Origin of the sequence: Haloarcula hispanica ATCC 33960, assembly GCF_000223905.1 — an archaeon.
Lineage (GTDB): Archaea > Halobacteriota > Halobacteria > Halobacteriales > Haloarculaceae > Haloarcula > Haloarcula hispanica.
Genome location: NC_015948.1, coordinates 236,062 through 250,836, shown reverse-complemented (window position 1 = coordinate 250,836; position 14,775 = coordinate 236,062). Strand labels below are relative to the sequence as shown.

Genomic DNA, 14,775 nt, shown 5'->3' with positions numbered 1-14,775 from the left:
TAAATCTCCGTTTGCACTAATACAAGTATGGTTGTACTCGGCGACGGCAAAAAAGCTTCGCAGGAGGCCTCCTTCGCAGCCGTGGTGGGCCAGCGGGACCTCAAAGACGGGTTGCTGGCCGTCGCGACAGACGACGACCTCGACGGCCTGCTCGTTCGCGGCGAGAAGGGGACGGCGAAATCGACGGCCGTGCGCGCCCTCGCCGACCTGCTGCCCGAGCAGCGCGCGGTCGCGGACTGTCCCTACGGCTGTCCACCGGACAGGCCGGAGGCCCAGTGTGACGACTGCCGGACGCGGGCGGACCCACCCGTCGAGACGCGGTCGGTGCCACTCGTCACGCTCCCGCTGGGCGCGACCCGGGACCGCGTCGTCGGGACGCTGTCGGTGGCCGACGCGCTCGACGGCGACCACGAGTTCGACCCCGGCTTGCTGGCCCGCGCGAACCGCGGCATCCTCTACGTGGACGAGGTGAACCTGCTGGACGACCACCTCGTCGACGTGCTGCTCGACGCTGCTGCGAGCGGCCAGAACCGGGTCGAGCGCGACGGCGTCACCGTTTCCCACCCCGCCGAGTTCACCCTCGTCGGGACGATGAACCCCGAGGAGGGCGACCTCCGCCCGCAGTTGCGGGACCGATTCGCCCTGCAGACCGAGGTGTCGGCCTGCGAGAACCTCGATGACCGTGTCGCTATCATCGACCAAGCACTGGGAGAGGACGGCGACGAGGAGATGCAGAGCGAACCCGACCGCGACCCGGGCGAGCGCCTGCGGACCGCCCGCGAACTGCTGCCCGAGGTCGCCCTCGCCCGCGAGTTCCGCGAGCAGATCGCCGAACTCTGTCGGGACGCCGGCCTCGACGGTCACCGCGGCGACATCGCCACCGCGCGGGCGGCCCGGACGTTCGCCGCGCTCGACGGGCGGACGACGGTTCTTGAATCAGACATCGAGCGCGCCGCCGAGTTCGCGCTCCCCCACCGGCTCACCTCCCGGCCCTTCGAGGACGCGCCGGACGTGGACGACGTGCTCGACGACCATTTCGAGGACGGCGAGGACGAATCCGAGGAGCAGTCCGACGACGACGGAGAAAACGGTGACGAGGAAGGTGACGCGGAAGACGATGGAGAGGAAGCGGGGGCCGGCGACGAGTCAGTAAACGACGGAGCCGATTCCGAAGGCGGTGAGGACGGAAGCGAACAGCAAGAACAGCGGCCGGACGACAGCGGTGACGCCGGCGAGGGCGGCGACGACGAGTCAGGCGAGCGCGGCGAGCAGCCAACGCCCACCTCGGCCGACAGCGACGGCGAGCGGCAGGAAGCAGAGGCCGGCGACGGCGAAGGAGCGGCCGGAGACGACGGTGGGGAGGGAGAGTCCAACCAGTCCGACGACCCGGAAAACGCCACCCCGCTGCTGCCGGGCCAGTCCCGCGCCACAGTCGGCGACAGCGGCGCACCCGACGTGGATGCCCCGTCGGTCGACACCGACGGTGGGAGCGCAAGCGGCCGTGCGAGCGCGACAGGGACGAAACGCGGTGCAACGGTCCGAACCGAGCGCGCCGGCCGGGACGATGAGGTCGACGCCGCAGCGTCGGTCCGGGCGGCGGCCAGTCGCGGGAGCGGCCATGTCGAGTCACGTGACCTTCGGAAGTCCGTTCGTGCAGGCGACGCCGAGACGCTGGTCGTGTTCGCCGTCGACGCAAGCGCGTCGATGCGCCCGGCGATGAAAGCCGCGAAGGGGACTGTGCTGGAACTGTTGAAGGACGCCTACCAAGCCCGCGACCAGGTCGCCTTTGTCACCTTCGCCGGCGAGGGCGCGGACGTGGTCCTCCCGCCGACCGAGAGCGTCTCGCTGGCGGCCCGACACCTGAAGGACCTCCCGACCGGCGACCGGACGCCGCTGCCGGACGGGCTGGCGGCCGCTCGGGAAGTGCTCGACCGGGCGGACCCGGACGCCGGCGTTGTCGTCGTCGTGACCGACGGCCGGGCGAACACCGCCGACGGGAGTCCGGTCGCAGCGACCAGAAACGCGGCGCGGACGCTCGGCGAAGCAGCCGACCGCACCGTCGTCGTGGATGCGGGCGAAGGGAGTCGCGCCGGTCTGCTCGACCTCGTTGCTGACGAAACGGACGCGTCGGTCGTCCCGCTGGACGCGCTGACCGCCGAGCGCGTCGACGCCGTCGCCAGCAAGCGATAACCCCCGGCCGGAGCTGTCTCAGGCGGAAGTTTTACAATCTTACTTGTTCTTAAGACAAACGAGATTTCAATGCAGGACGACACTGACACCGCACGCGCTACGGACAGCGTGCATGACCGTATCGAACGCGCCAGAGCGTCGCTGACCGGCCCGCAGATCGCCATTGCCGTCGCGCTGGTGGCGGCGCTCGGCTTCACGCTGCTGTTCGTGCAGGACCCGATGCTGCACGACTCGCTGCACAACTTCCGACACAGCGCCGGGATCACCTGCCACTGATGGCGACTGACTACCTCGAACGCGGCGCAGTGGCCGGCGTGGCCGGCGGGCTGGTCTACGGCCTGTTCGTCGCGACAGTCGGGAACAGCTTCACTGCCGGACTGGAGACGTTCGAACACGGGCACGGCCACGGCGGCGGCCCCGTCGTCTCCGGGCTCACGACGGCCGTCGCGAGCATCGGCGGCGGCGTCCTCTGGGGCCTGCTGTTCGGCGTCGCAGTGTTCGGGATGGTGTACTTCTTCCTCGAACCTGCAATCCCCGGCTCGGGCGCGACGAAGCGACTGGCGCTTGCGGGAGCCGGCTTTCTCACCGTCTCCGGCGCGCCGTGGCTCGTCTTGCCGCCACAGCCACCGGGCGTCGAGCAGGCGCTTGGGACAGAGACGCGCCTCGCCTGGTACGCCGGCCTGATGGCACTGGGGGCGCTGGTCGCAGTGCTCGCCGGGCTCGCGTATCAGCGGACAGCGCGCCACCACACCGCCATTCGACTCGGAGCCATGGCGCTGCCGCTCGCACTGCTCGCAGTTCCGGTCGCGCTCGCACCGGCAAACCCGGTCCACGGTGACGTGCCTGCCGCGCTCGTCGCGGCCTACCGCTGGACGGTCGTGTTCGGCCAGCTAGTGCTGTGGGCCACAATCGCAGGGGTTCACGCCTGGCTCGGGGACAGTGATACCCCAGCCGCGGACGACCTGGACTATCCCGCGACCGCGGACTAACGACGACGCGGCTCAGATTTTTCCGGCAACCGTTCCGAGATTCAGCGCCAGGCCGACGATAGCGACGACGGCGGCGATAGCGAGGTTCGTCGTCGTCCCGCCGACGCCGAACGACGCCGTACCGGCCGAGACCAGCGCGCCGAACCCGATCCCGGCAACGACGAGCGCGACACCGGTCAGCCCGACAAGCATCGTGCCGGTCGGACCGAACCGACCGGTCGACCGGCTCGCCTCGTACTGGTCGAGCGCGTCGTGCATCGTCTCCGTGACCGATTCCTCTACGTCCGTCATCTGCCCCGAAAGGTAGGTGTGCAGCGTCTTCTCGTGCTCGTCGAGTTCCGTGGCACGTTCTGACAACTGCGCATCGTACTCCGTCAGTTCGGCCTCGCGCTCGTCGAGGGCCGTCTCCCGGTCGTCGAGAGCGGCTTCGCGTTCATCAAGTCGGTACTCCCGCTCGTCCAGTTCCGCCTCTCGCCGGTCAAGCTCCTCCTCGCGGGCGTCATTCTTCTCTTCGCGCCGATCGAGTTCCGCGCTCCGCTGGTCGAGACCCATCTCCCGCTCGTTGAGCCGTCGCTGCATCTGCGCGAACTCCCGCTCACGCTCTGTAGGGTGATCGGCAGCGGCGCTGTCGTCTGCCTCCGACTGTGTCTCCTCGTGGTCCGGGTCTGTGTTATCGGCCATGCTGGGCACCCATACCGAGACGCTACGACTGTCGAATGGTTAGTTTGACACCACATAACACAGTAATCAGAGCCAAACCGGAGATATCACGTCTGAGCGAAAAGTCGTCCGAACGGGCCGTTACCGGCCCAAATCGCTACGTCGACGCGTCAGTGGCGCGAACGGGCCGTCTCGTTCTCCACCTCAACCCGATGCAGCCGGTACGCTCCGCGCTCGCGGCCCTCGTCGTGGTAGACGACCGGCTCCTCGACGGCGACAGCGGTCCCGTCCGCAACTGCGGCCGCCGTCACGACGCCGTCGGTGTCCAATGTGTCGATGGGGCCGTCTGCGACACCGAACAGCCGAAGCGCGTGGTCGTCGGCATCGCGGTCCCGGAAGTTCTGTGCACCGGGGACGGCCAGCAGCGAGCCATCGGTGCCAAGCCCGCTGGCGAAGCCGCCGACGGGCGCGTCCCAGCGACGGTCGCCATCGGGCGAGACGCCAACGGCAGTGTGCTCGGTCGGATGCCGTGCCTCTGTCTCGCGGCCCTCCTCGGGGTAGGTGTTGCCGGTCACAAACACCGCGCCCACCTCTGTCGCGTGAACGTGATTCGGGTACGCGTAGACGATGTCGCCGTCCACGTCGGTCGGCGTCGCCAGCGGGACACGCCAGCGCTCCCGGCCGCCGCTGTCGAGCCGGTAGCCACAGTAGTCGCCGTGGCTGGAGACGACAGCGCCGTCGTCCAGCAGGGCCACGTCACCGACACGCCGCTGGCCGTCGGTGCCGGGGTCCCACATCCAGCGCGGGTCACCGTCGGCGGCATCGAGGACGACGAGGCCGTGCTGGTGGTCGCCAGGACAGCGGTTGTAGGCGATTGCGACGCGGCCATCGTCGGCGTCGAGGGATATCGGCGAACCGTCGGTCCGGTACGTCCAGTCGACGGTGCCGTCGGGCGCGAACGCGTAGACGACGCTCTCGAAGTGGCGGAGGTCGTTCCCGTCGGCGTCAGTCCGTCGCTCGTACCGTCTGGCGGCGGCATAGAGCCGGTCACCGTCGGTTGCGAGGGACGCGACGAAGGGGAGTAGGAAGCGCGTCTCCTGCTGGGCCTCGCCGAGGTCCGTTCCGGTGTCGTAGCGCCAGCGCAGGTCCCCGTCGGCGTCGTGACAGCGGATCTCGCCGCGGACGCTACGCTCGCCGACGACGAGGCCGACGTCGAAGGGCACCGCCGCGACGACGCTGGGTTCCCCGTCCGTGTCGTACTGCCAGCACGGACGTGGGGGGCCGGAGTCCGCCGAGACGTCGAACGCCCGGAGGTCCCCGTCGGCGGTGCCGACGACCGCGAGCCCGTCGGTCAGCGTGACCGCCGAACGGCGGCCCTGATGCCGCGAGCGGGCCGGGGTCACGTCCCCGAGGTCAGCGGTCGGGGCGCGCTGGCTACTCATCGACCGGGAACGCCTCGTGGAGGACGTCGTGGGCCTCACCCAACCCGTCGAGGACGTCCTCGCCCTGCATGGTGATGCGCGACACCGCCCGCTCGGCGTCGCGGACCGCCACGAGTCGCCCCCGGAGGTAGTCGTACTCGGGGTCGTCTTCGGGGGTCGCGGCGATCTCCTCTTCGAGGTCCACGAGCGCGGCGTCGAGGTGGCGCTCGATGGCGGCCAGCGTCTCCGCGCCGGCGAGGGCCTCGATGGGGCCGGTCATGTGACCCTCCAGCTCCTGTTCGGCGTGCTGGCGGGCGTGGTCGTCTTCGGTACCGAGAACGTTCATGAGGCCCAGTCGGAGGGCCTCGATTTCGTAGCAGCTCATGGTTGTAGTGTTGTAAGGGTGTACTCTCAAAGCGTCTGGTCGACGAGTTCGCTCACGATGCGGTCGCGGTCAAGATGCGAGGAGACGATGTCGGCGGCGTCCTCGTCCTCGACGCCGCCGTACCAGACACCGTCCGGGTAGACGGCGACCATCGGCCCCTCGCCGCAGCGGCCGAGACACGACGACCGCGTGATGCGGGCGTCGCACTGGTCGCTGTCGCGGGCGGCCTGCCGCAGGCGTTCGAGGACCGCTGGCGCGCCGTCCTGCGCGCAGGTCTGGTTCGTGCAGACGGCGACGTGTTTTTCCGGGGCGTCGTGGACGTGCGGGTCGTCGTCGACGTTCTCGCGGTCGGCGTGTTCGGCCTGATGGGTCAGCGCCCGGAGCATCGCGCGAGCGCCGCCCTGGTCCTCCTCGTAGCCGTCCAGTTCGACCTTGTACTTGCAGGTGTCACAGGACATCTCGACGCTCCCGGTCCGGGCTTCCTGCCAGCGGTCGCCCAGCACGTCCAGCAGACGCGTGTCGGTCCCGAGCGGTTCGCCCGGCGCGGCGTCGACGTAGGGGTATTCCTCGTCGAACTCGCGTGCGCCGTCTTTGATGCGGCCGGTCAGCACGCCGTCCCCGAGCATGTACGGGATGACGACGACGGCATCGGGTCGCGTCTTGGCGATGTCGTGTAGCGTGTCATCGAGCAACGGCTCGGTGACGCCGATGAACGACGCCTCGACCCGCGAGAACTCGCGGCCCTCGTACAGCAGGCGAGCGAGCTTGTGCACGTCGGCGTTGGCGTCCGGGTCGCTGGAGCCACGGGCGCAGACGACGGCGGCCACATCGTCTTCCTCGCGGTCGACGCCCAGTTCGGCCTCGACGGCCGCCGCGCGGTCGTCCAGCAGGTCCAGCAGCGCCGGGTGGACGCCCAGGTGCGCGCCGTTGTTGATGGTCAGTTCAGGGTGGGCCTCACGGGCCTGCTCGACAGCCAGCGGCACGTCGTTTTTGACGTGACTGGCGGCAAACAGGGAGAGGTGGACCACCGATACCTGCGAGACGGCTCTGGCCAGCCCCGCGATGGCCTCGTCGATAGCCGGCTCGGCCAGTTCGAGAAAGGCCGCGTCGACCGGGATGCCGAGTCGGCCCTCCAGTTCGACCGCAAGGTCGCGGACCTGTTCGTTCGACTTCTCGCGCCGGGAGCCGTGGCCGACCAGCAGCACCGCTTCGTCGTCCAGCGTCTCCGGCGCGGTGATAGCTTCACTCATCGGACTCGTTCAATGCTTTTCTGGAGCTTGCGCCGGCGGCTCGGCGCGAACAGCCCCGTCTCTTCGCTGCCCTCGTACAGCCAGTCACCGAGGACAGGTGCCGCGTCGTCGGCCACACCGAACCAGTAGCCCGACGAGGTCTCCGAGAGCTCGTCGTAGGGCGCGTCGACCGGACAGCGGTCAAGCAGCGTCTGTATCGTCCGGAGGAGTCGTTCGTCTTCGTGGACGAAGGAGATACCGACCGCCTCGTCGTCGGACTTGAAACACACCGTGCCACAGCCTTCGAGCAGGCCGCGGAGGAGCTGGCGGTCGTAGTCGGCCAGCGCGTCGAAGCGGTAGCCGCCCGACTCGCCGTCGAACGGGAGGCCAAGCGCGGCGCTGGCACGGTCAGCGAGGCTGCCGACGACCTGCACCGTGAACTCCTCCTCCTGACGGGTAATCGAGGTGTCGTGGGCATACGCCCGCTCGACGATGCGGCGGTCGGCCCGCTCCGCACCGGCGATGGAGGCGAGCCGCCGAGCGGCCGTCTCGTCGTTCGTCCGGACAGTGATACAGCCGTCCTCGCACTCGCCGTCGCCGGTGACCCGGCCCCAGAAGTACGCCGTCTCGGGGTGGGCTGCGAGCATATCGTTTGGCGCACCGGTTTCAACGCTCATGGCTGGACCTCCTCGTGGTCGGTGCCGGCAGGTGTATCGGCGGCCCCGGCGTCCTCCTCGACGGATTCCACGTGAATCGCATCCAGCGGACAGGCCGCAGCGGCCTGCTCGGCATCGTCCCGCCGGTCGTCGTCGAAGGTGGCCTCGATTGCCGTCTGGTCGTCCGTCTCGATAGCCGCCAGTCCCTCGCTATCCTCGACGAAGCGGTCGTCGCGGACGAGACAGGCAAACACGCCGTCGCAGGCGTCGCGGTCGATAGTGATTCGGTACATTAGTAGTCGTACTTGGTTTCGTAGCCCCGCGGAGTCACCATCCGGTCGTCCCAGACGTAGGTGTCCTCGTTGCCCACGAGGAGGGTGGTGGTCATGTCCACGAGGTCAGTTTCGCCGAGTTCGGGCAGTTCGCCGAGTTCGACGATTTCGACCTGTTCGTCCTCGCGGCCAGCGGCGTGGACGACGCCAACGGGCGTCTCGGGGTCGCGGTGTTCCAGCAAGATCTCACAGCACTTCTCGTAGTTGTCCCGGCGCTTGCGGCTCCAGGGGTTGTAGATGGTGATGGTAAAGCCCTCCTTGGCGGCGGCGTGGAGCCGCGACTCGATGGTCGGCATGTCTGTGAGGTGGTCCGACAGCGAGATGGAGACGGTGTCGTTGACCAGCGGCGCGCCGACGCGGGCGGCACAGGACTGAGCTGCCGGGACGCCCGGAACCACGTCGAAGTCGAGCATCGTCGCCGTCGCGCCCTTGGACTCGATGATCTCCAGCGCGAGGCCGGCCAGCGCATACACGTTCGGGTCGCCGCTGCCGATGATGGCCACGTCGTTGCCCGCCAGCGCGCGGTCGATGGCCTCCTCCGTTCTGGACACTTCGCCACACATCGGCGTGTTGTAGATGTCGTCGGCTCCCTCAGTAATCTCGTCGGGCAGCAGTTCGACGTAGGTCGTGTAGCCGACGATGTGCTCGGCGTCCATGAGGGCGGAGCGGGCGCGGGCGGTCATTCCTTCAGGCTGGCCGGGGCCGAGGCCGACGGCGATGAGCCGGCCCGGTTCGGCGTCGAAGTCGTCAACCGTCGCGCCAACCTCCTCCTCGTCCGAGGAACCGGACGACGAGGACGCGCCACAGGAGCTACTGCTGGACGAGGACGACGATTCGGACGACGATGAGGCCCCGCACTTCGAGGCGGTGTCGTCGCCCGTGTCCGGACTCGTCTCTGTCGACGAACTCGCGCTCGCACCGCATTTCGAGGTGGTATCGGTCTCTACTTCGCTCGCGCTCTCGGAGGCGCTTCCCGCCTCGCTCGCCCCGCATTTCGATTCTGTCTCGGTACTTGCGTCAGTAGTGTTGTCAGTGCTCATTGTTAGAAATCGTCGACGTCACGCCCACCGCGCGGGGTGACGAGGAACTCCTGATAATCGTTGCGCCAGACTTCGGTCTCGTGAGTGCCGACGACGATGGACGAGCCCATGCCGCCGACCTTGTCGTCGTGCTCGGACAGTTCGCCGAGCGTCGTGATCGTCTCCGTCTCGTCGTCGAGGTTCCGGCCGGCCTCGCCGCGGCCAGAGTCGTTGACGATAGCGGCGGGCACGTCGTCCGCTCGTTCCTCCCGCAGAACATCGACGGCTCGCTCGTAGTCGCGCCAGCAGTTGTAGAGGACGACGACGAAGCCCGAGATAGCGGCCGCCCGGAGCTTCTCTTCGATTTCGTCCCAGCCGCGCCACTTGTCGGACAGCGAAATCGTACAGAAGTCGTTCGACAGCGGCGCTCCGAGGTTCGCCGCGCCGGACAGCGCCGCGGTCACGCCGGGGACGATTTCGATTGGCACGTCGTCGGCGTCGTCGGCGTCGGCCATCGTAAAGAGGAGGTCGGACTTCCCGTAGACGTTCGGGTCGCCGCCGGAGACGTGGGCGATGTCCTCGCCGGCCCGAACCCGCTCGAAGGCCTCGCGGGCGAGTTCGACCTGCTTCCCCATCGACGAGCGGATGAGCGTCTGCCGGCTGCCGTCGGGCCGCTCCAGCACAGTCCCCTCTTCGTCGGCGATCTCGCCGTCGTCGGATTTCCCATCGACCTCGGCGGACTGGGGCGGGAGCGTCCCGTCCTTCCGAAGGAACTCCTGGTAGAGGTTCGAGGCGATGATGCAGTCAGCGGTCTGGATGACGTCTTTCGCCCGCTGAGTCATGTCGTGGGGTAACCCCGGTCCGATGCCGACCACGTACAGCGTCCCGTAGTCAGCGGGACGCGTCGCCTCGGTCGCGGCCGTTGTCGACTGGCGTCCGTCGCTACTCATCCTCGGTCTCCGAGGGCCGCCGGTCGAATCTCGATACTGTGGCGCATGGTGAGTACAACGCCGCTTTCGCATAAAACAATTGTGCTTGTACTAGTCCAACCGAAGGTGTTGGGAAGGGGTAGTTTGGTTGTATACGAGCTCGGGGAAGAGTCGAGAGCGGTGGCTGTGCAACCGTACTCACGTCGACGAATCGCAGCGCAAACAGTTCGATATCCCCCGGTCAGGTGTTCGTCAGTCCTCCGTCGACTACAACGCTCTCGCCGTTGACGTAGGAGGCCATATCGCTGGCGAGGAACGTCGCCACGTCGGCTATCTCCTCGGGTTCGCCGAAGCGGCCCGAGGGGATGAGTTCCTTCAGCATCATCTTCGTCGTGTCGTCGATGCGCTCGTCCTCGAACATCTGGGTCTTGCTGTAGCCCGGATGAATGGCGTTGACCCGGATGTCGTAGTTGCTCAGGCGGTCCGCGAGCGCGTAGGTGAACAGTCTGACTGCGCCTTTCGAAGTGCAGTAGTTGACCAGCAGGCCGGTGCCGCGGATGCCGCCGGAGCTGGACATATTGATCACGGTGCCGCCGCCGTTCTCCCGCATCGCCTCGGTTGCGACCTGCGCGCCGAAGAATACACCCTTCGTGTTCACATCCATCAGCCGGTCGTAGTCCTCCTCCGTGGTCTCGTAGAAATCCGCTATCTCGGAGATGCCGGCGTTGTTGACCATGATGTCGATACCACCCAGTTCCTCGGCCGCGGTGACAGCCACCTCCAGGTCGTCGGGGTTGGTCACGTCGCACTCGACGAAGTGTGCTGTTTGGTCTGTCTCGGCTTCGACCAGTTCGTGGGTCGGTTCGCCGCCCTCGCGTGGTTCTTCCTGCAGGTCCGCGACAATAACGTCCGCGCCGTTCTCGGCGTACGTCTTGCAAATGGCCCGGCCGAACCCGCTCGCGCCGCCCGTGACGACCGCCGTCTTGTCTTCGAGTAGTGTTGTCATGCGACATTTGTCACCACAGGTCCACATAATAAATAAGTTTAGAGTTGTACAGCGGCAAGAACTCGGGACAGTTGTGGAGTCGCGGCCAGAGATGGTTCAGTAGCTGCTCGGTGACCGAAGACCGGAACTGAAACCGCAATGCCTGAGAAAAAGCGAGATTAGCGCCCGATAGCGACGGTCACAGCTTCGTCATAGCGGGTCTTCTCGGCCAGCAGATCGTGCTCGCTACCGGCGGCGATGGCCGACGCCTCGGCGATGCCCGGCCACCCGATGAGTTCCTTCGACCGCGAGGGGGTCGGTCCCTCGAACTCCTCCAACGTCTCCTTCTCGAAGGCAATGACACCCAGCCCCCACTCCTCAGCAGCGGCGAGCATGCCTTCCTCGTCGGCTTTTCGGGTGCCAGTCGCGATGAACTCCACGTCGTCGCGGTCGAGGTCGGCCTCGTCCAGCGCCTGTTCCCAGGCCGCGTGGAACTGCTCGACATCCGCGCCGGCGACGCTGCCACACCCGAGCACGACGCCGTCGTCCTTGTTGCGCTTGAGCACCGTCACGTCGTCGTCGACCAACACGGCCTTCGGGCCGTCGAGGCGCTCGATGGGGCCGAGTTCGTCGTCCAGCACGGCGAGGTTCGTCGCGACCGTCGAGTCCCCGTTGACGACGTGGGCGTCAAGCGCCTTGGCCTGCTTCTCGACGCCCTGCTTGTCGGCGGCCTCGCTCGCGGTCGTCATCGCCGGCACCGCGCCCATGCTTGCGAGGTCGTCGGCGACCTGATTCGCGCCGTGGTGGCCGCCGGTGATGGGGATGGCCCAGGTGAGCTCCTCGTCGACGACACAGATTGCGGGGTCGTCCCACTTGTCGTCGAGCAAGTGGGCCGTCTTGCGCATCGCGATGCCACTCGCCATCAGCCCGATAAAGCAGTCGTACTCGCCCCAGTGTTCCTCGAACACGTCGCCGTGGTATTCGAGGATGTCGATGGACTCGTAGCGGTCGCCGATGCCGTCGACGATGTCCTCGGCGGTGTCCATCTTCCGCTCGAACGCGACGATAGCGATATTCTCGGCTACTTCGCCGTCTGAATCGGGTGCTTTGCAACCGTGCGAACCGGAGTCGTCGTCTGTGTCAGTGCTCATGAGTTAGGTCCGGCCGGTGAAACTGCCCCAGGCGACCGGCCGGGCAGCCGCGTGGGTGATGTCTGTGAGTCAATACTCGACTGCGAGGTGACGCGAAACTGCTGTCGGCGCGCGCTGGCGCGCTCGGATGGCGCGCCGATGCTGTGCGAGGGACGAACGGCCGACGACAGTCGGGAGTGAGTCGGTTGGGGAGGCGTGTGGCTCGCGGTGCAGCGCGGTGCTGTCGGGTGGACTGAAAGGGGCCGGTCGCTCCGGAAAGACGGCCGAAGCAAGCACGCGAGCGAAGCGAGCGCGCACAGCGAGGCCCTCGACCGGAGCGACCGGGGGCTTTCGAATTGTGCTTGACCAATTTGACGAGTCATCCTAGTCGTCGGCTTCCTGCGTTCCGTCAGTCGAGTCACTTCCACGGTTCGCCCAGTCGCCATAGAGGAAGGAGCGCTCGTAGTCCTCACCACCAACAGCGTCCCCAATCACGACCATCGCGGAGGCGCGATACCCCGCGTCTTCCAGTTTCTCGCCAATGGTCGCAATCGTGCCTTCGATGACGTCCTCGTCGGGCCAGGAAGCGTGATAAATCGCCGCAACAGGCGTCTCTGGGTCGTGGCCGTCTTCGAGCAGACGGTCCATCGTCTCGCTGACGGCGTGGGTTCCCAGATAGATACAGGTCGTCACGTCGCCCATGCCGACGAACTCGGAGATGTGATCCTCGTCCTCGTCCAGTGTCTTGCCCTGCGGGCGGGTGAAGGCGACGTGGTTGGCGACCTCGTTCAGCGTCAACTGCGTGCGCATCGTCGCGCTGGCGGCGAACGCCGAGGTGACGCCGGGAACGATGTAGGTCGGGACCCCCTCGTGTTCGAGCGCATCCATCTGCTCCAGCGCGGCTCCATAAATCGCGGGGTCGCCGCTGTGGAGCCGGACGACGGTGTCGCCGGCCTCGTAGGCGTCGCGCATCAGCGGAATCAGCTCCTCCAAGTCCTTGCCGATAGAGGAGACCGTCTCGGCGTCGTCGCAGTACTCCTCCAGCAGTTCGCTGTTGACGAGCGAGCCGGCGTGGACCACGAGGTCGGCGTCGGCCAGCAGTTCGCGGCCGGCGACGGTCAGCAGCCGGGGGTTGCCCGGGCCGGCCCCGACGAATGGGATGCCCTCCTGCTCGTCGCCGGCGTTGTGCTCGTAGACGCGGTCGTCCCGGTTCCCGGCGACGGAGTCGATTGCCGTCTGTGGGTCCGTCTTGTCAGTCTCGCCAGCCTCGTTCGGTTCCTCAGTCATGCTGCACCTCGTCGCCACAGAGAGCGGCTTCGGAGCGCTCCTGTCGCACTACCGCCCCAGACCCGTTTTCGCCGCCGTCGGTCACGACGCCGCTCTCGTCGGCCGCTTCGAGGAAGGCGTCGGTCGCCTGCTCGACGCGGGTCTCGGGCTTCTCGGCGTAGGCCAGCGTGTAGTAGTCTCGCTCGTCGATTTCGCTTGGGTCGTCCGTGACAACTGTCTCGCCCTGTTCCATGAACAGCCGGCGGCCGTACACAACGTCGTAGCCGGCCTCGACCAGCCCCTCGTGGGTCGCCGGCGCGTCGGTCACCTTGAACAGGATCATCCGATCGGGGCCGGTCGGCGACGCGCCGCGGTCGGCCTCACGCAGCGCTAAGCTTGACCCCGCGGTGATTTCGACGCCGAGCGCCGTCGCGAACGCCGACATGGCGCTGACGCCGGGTACCACTTCGAGGTCGACCTCGGGGTGGAACGCCGCCAGCGTCCGCCGGAGATGGCCAAAGGTCGAGTAGACGTTCGGGTCCCCGAGCGTGACGAAAGCGGCGTCGCCGTCGCGGGCCGTCGGCGCGATTTCGGCGGCGGCGTCCTTCCAAGCCGCCCGGAGTTTCTCCTCGTCGCGTGTCATCGGGAAGTCGAGGTCGCCGATGCGCTCCTCGGGGACGTGTTCGGTCGCGACCGAGCGCGAGAGCCGCCCCGGCGAGTACACCACGTCGGCGGATTCGAGGGCGCGCTTCCCGCGGACGGTCACCAGGTCGGGCTGCCCGGGGCCGAGACCGATGCCGTAGAGCGTCATCGGTCGCCTCCGTCCTGCGCCGCAGATTCGGCCGGCGACCCGCCGTCGGCGGCAACGTCCTCGCTGGCGCTGCCGACGAGCATGTACACCGGGTTCTCCGAGTTGAAACTCGTCGCGCCGGCGAGTTCGTAGCCGTGGCTCACCTGGAACTGGACGACCTCCTCCAGAATGTCGCGCTCACGGAAGGCCTCCGTCGCCGCGCCAGCGACTTCGAGCCGCGAGACGTTCATCACGATTCGGTTGACGCCGGTCTCGACCGCGTGGTCGAGGATGGCCTCGTAGTTGCGCGACCCGCCGAGGAAGAGGGCGTCGGCGTCGTCCGGCAAGCCCTCCGGGGCCTCGGCCTCACGCAGTTCGACATCGGCGTCGACGTCGTTAGCGGCGAGGTTCTTGCGAGTCACGTCGAGTCGGTTCCCCTTGCGTTCGAGCGCAGTGACCCGCCCGGCCCGGCGCGCCGCCGTGATGGTGACGGCGCCGGTACAGGAACCGACCTCCGCGAAGTGGTCGGACCCGGTGAGAGCGAGTTTGCTAGCGAGAACGGCCCGGACCTCCGGCTTGGTGGGACCGGCCTTCGCATCGTGTGGGAGCGAGACGCGGGACATCACGCTATACAACTGCAGTAGCGCGTAAAACAATTTTGGTTGTATTAATCCAAGTCGAGATGACAGCGGCATCGGTGCCGGACAGGGGCGAGTCAGCGGGCCGATTGACAGCAGCGCGAGCGGGCAGTATCAGAGCGGTGCCCAGAACCCGGGTCAGACCAGAGTCTAGAT

The 14,775-nt window shown here is 67.4% G+C and carries 16 protein-coding genes; 3 read left to right on the top strand and 13 right to left on the bottom strand.

Going from position 1 to position 14,775, the window contains the following annotated elements:
• The first annotated feature begins 27 nt into the window (after positions 1-27).
• From HAH_RS01305 to HAH_RS01295, 3 genes are all read left to right on the top strand, one after another.
• Positions 28-2,190, top strand: a complete 2,163-nt coding sequence (locus HAH_RS01305) for a VWA domain-containing protein (RefSeq protein ID WP_014039274.1) — start codon at positions 28-30, stop codon at positions 2,188-2,190.
• Positions 2,191-2,259: 69 nt separating this feature from the next.
• Positions 2,260-2,466, top strand: coding sequence for a CbtB domain-containing protein (locus HAH_RS01300; RefSeq protein WP_014039273.1), 207 nt, complete (start codon positions 2,260-2,262; stop codon positions 2,464-2,466).
• The gene (locus tag HAH_RS01295) at positions 2,466-3,179 is read left to right on the top strand and encodes a CbtA family protein (protein WP_014039272.1); all 714 of its coding nucleotides are present in this window, start codon (positions 2,466-2,468) and stop codon (positions 3,177-3,179) included. The genes HAH_RS01300 and HAH_RS01295 overlap by 1 nt, the downstream gene beginning before the upstream one ends.
• 12 nt (positions 3,180-3,191) lie before the next feature.
• On the opposite strand, the gene HAH_RS01290 is transcribed toward HAH_RS01295, so the two are convergent.
• The 13 genes from HAH_RS01290 to cbiT all read right to left on the bottom strand — a co-directional run bounded on the left by HAH_RS01290 (position 3,192) and on the right by cbiT (position 14,604).
• On the bottom strand, positions 3,192-3,860 hold the full coding sequence (locus HAH_RS01290; protein ID WP_014039271.1) for an Rnase Y domain-containing protein: 669 nt from the start codon (positions 3,858-3,860) through the stop codon (positions 3,192-3,194).
• A gap of 149 nt (positions 3,861-4,009) precedes the next feature.
• On the bottom strand, positions 4,010-5,281 hold the full coding sequence (locus HAH_RS01285) for an outer membrane protein assembly factor BamB family protein (RefSeq protein WP_014039270.1): 1,272 nt from the start codon (positions 5,279-5,281) through the stop codon (positions 4,010-4,012).
• Positions 5,274-5,645, bottom strand: a complete 372-nt coding sequence (locus HAH_RS01280) for a DUF3209 family protein (RefSeq protein WP_014039269.1) — start codon at positions 5,643-5,645, stop codon at positions 5,274-5,276. Before HAH_RS01280 ends, HAH_RS01285 begins: the two co-directional genes overlap by 8 nt.
• A 26-nt stretch (positions 5,646-5,671) precedes the next feature.
• The gene (locus tag HAH_RS01275) at positions 5,672-6,895 is read right to left on the bottom strand and encodes a CbiX/SirB N-terminal domain-containing protein (RefSeq protein WP_014039268.1); all 1,224 of its coding nucleotides are present in this window, start codon (positions 6,893-6,895) and stop codon (positions 5,672-5,674) included.
• Entirely contained in the window at positions 6,892-7,551 is a 660-nt protein-coding gene (locus HAH_RS01270; protein WP_011224564.1) for a hypothetical protein, read from the bottom strand. The genes HAH_RS01275 and HAH_RS01270 overlap by 4 nt, the downstream gene beginning before the upstream one ends.
• Positions 7,548-7,823 carry a ferredoxin gene (locus HAH_RS01265; RefSeq protein WP_014039267.1) on the bottom strand — a complete coding sequence of 92 codons (276 nt, stop codon included), beginning with the start codon at positions 7,821-7,823 and terminating at the stop codon, positions 7,548-7,550. The genes HAH_RS01270 and HAH_RS01265 overlap by 4 nt, the downstream gene beginning before the upstream one ends.
• Complete coding sequence (cobJ, locus tag HAH_RS01260; protein WP_014039266.1) at positions 7,823-8,902, bottom strand: precorrin-3B C(17)-methyltransferase; 1,080 nt, start codon at positions 8,900-8,902, stop codon at positions 7,823-7,825. The genes HAH_RS01265 and cobJ overlap by 1 nt, the downstream gene beginning before the upstream one ends.
• 2 nt (positions 8,903-8,904) lie before the next feature.
• Complete coding sequence (locus tag HAH_RS01255) at positions 8,905-9,831, bottom strand: precorrin-3B C(17)-methyltransferase (protein ID WP_014039265.1); 927 nt, start codon at positions 9,829-9,831, stop codon at positions 8,905-8,907.
• Between the two features lie 220 nt (positions 9,832-10,051).
• On the bottom strand, positions 10,052-10,816 hold the full coding sequence (locus tag HAH_RS01250; protein ID WP_014039264.1) for an SDR family oxidoreductase: 765 nt from the start codon (positions 10,814-10,816) through the stop codon (positions 10,052-10,054).
• A gap of 158 nt (positions 10,817-10,974) precedes the next feature.
• Complete coding sequence (gene cbiG / locus HAH_RS01245) at positions 10,975-11,946, bottom strand: cobalt-precorrin 5A hydrolase (RefSeq protein WP_014039263.1); 972 nt, start codon at positions 11,944-11,946, stop codon at positions 10,975-10,977.
• Positions 11,947-12,309: 363 nt separating this feature from the next.
• Entirely contained in the window at positions 12,310-13,212 is a 903-nt protein-coding gene (locus HAH_RS01240; RefSeq protein WP_014039262.1) for a cobalt-precorrin-4/precorrin-4 C(11)-methyltransferase, read from the bottom strand.
• Entirely contained in the window at positions 13,205-14,002 is a 798-nt protein-coding gene (locus tag HAH_RS01235) for a cobalt-factor II C(20)-methyltransferase (protein ID WP_014039261.1), read from the bottom strand. The genes HAH_RS01240 and HAH_RS01235 overlap by 8 nt, the downstream gene beginning before the upstream one ends.
• On the bottom strand, positions 13,999-14,604 hold the full coding sequence (cbiT, locus tag HAH_RS01230; RefSeq protein WP_044951598.1) for a precorrin-6Y C5,15-methyltransferase (decarboxylating) subunit CbiT: 606 nt from the start codon (positions 14,602-14,604) through the stop codon (positions 13,999-14,001). Before cbiT ends, HAH_RS01235 begins: the two co-directional genes overlap by 4 nt.
• Positions 14,605-14,775 lie beyond the last annotated feature (171 nt).

Coding starts and splice junctions, on each gene's coding strand:
- cbiT (WP_044951598.1), bottom strand. CDS start 14,604: ATGTCCCGCGTCTCGCTCCCACACGATGCGAAGGCCGGTCCCACCAAG.
- HAH_RS01235 (WP_014039261.1), bottom strand. CDS start 14,002: ATGACGCTCTACGGCATCGGTCTCGGCCCCGGGCAGCCCGACCTGGTG.
- HAH_RS01255 (WP_014039265.1), bottom strand. CDS start 9,831: ATGAGTAGCGACGGACGCCAGTCGACAACGGCCGCGACCGAGGCGACG.
- HAH_RS01300 (WP_014039273.1), top strand. CDS start 2,260: ATGCAGGACGACACTGACACCGCACGCGCTACGGACAGCGTGCATGAC.
- HAH_RS01305 (WP_014039274.1), top strand. CDS start 28: ATGGTTGTACTCGGCGACGGCAAAAAAGCTTCGCAGGAGGCCTCCTTC.
- HAH_RS01250 (WP_014039264.1), bottom strand. CDS start 10,816: ATGACAACACTACTCGAAGACAAGACGGCGGTCGTCACGGGCGGCGCG.
- HAH_RS01270 (WP_011224564.1), bottom strand. CDS start 7,551: ATGAGCGTTGAAACCGGTGCGCCAAACGATATGCTCGCAGCCCACCCC.
- cobJ (WP_014039266.1), bottom strand. CDS start 8,902: ATGAGCACTGACAACACTACTGACGCAAGTACCGAGACAGAATCGAAA.
- cbiG (WP_014039263.1), bottom strand. CDS start 11,946: ATGAGCACTGACACAGACGACGACTCCGGTTCGCACGGTTGCAAAGCA.
- HAH_RS01285 (WP_014039270.1), bottom strand. CDS start 5,281: ATGAGTAGCCAGCGCGCCCCGACCGCTGACCTCGGGGACGTGACCCCG.
- HAH_RS01265 (WP_014039267.1), bottom strand. CDS start 7,823: ATGTACCGAATCACTATCGACCGCGACGCCTGCGACGGCGTGTTTGCC.
- HAH_RS01290 (WP_014039271.1), bottom strand. CDS start 3,860: ATGGCCGATAACACAGACCCGGACCACGAGGAGACACAGTCGGAGGCA.
- HAH_RS01295 (WP_014039272.1), top strand. CDS start 2,466: ATGGCGACTGACTACCTCGAACGCGGCGCAGTGGCCGGCGTGGCCGGC.
- HAH_RS01275 (WP_014039268.1), bottom strand. CDS start 6,895: ATGAGTGAAGCTATCACCGCGCCGGAGACGCTGGACGACGAAGCGGTG.
- HAH_RS01280 (WP_014039269.1), bottom strand. CDS start 5,645: ATGAGCTGCTACGAAATCGAGGCCCTCCGACTGGGCCTCATGAACGTT.
- HAH_RS01240 (WP_014039262.1), bottom strand. CDS start 13,212: ATGACTGAGGAACCGAACGAGGCTGGCGAGACTGACAAGACGGACCCA.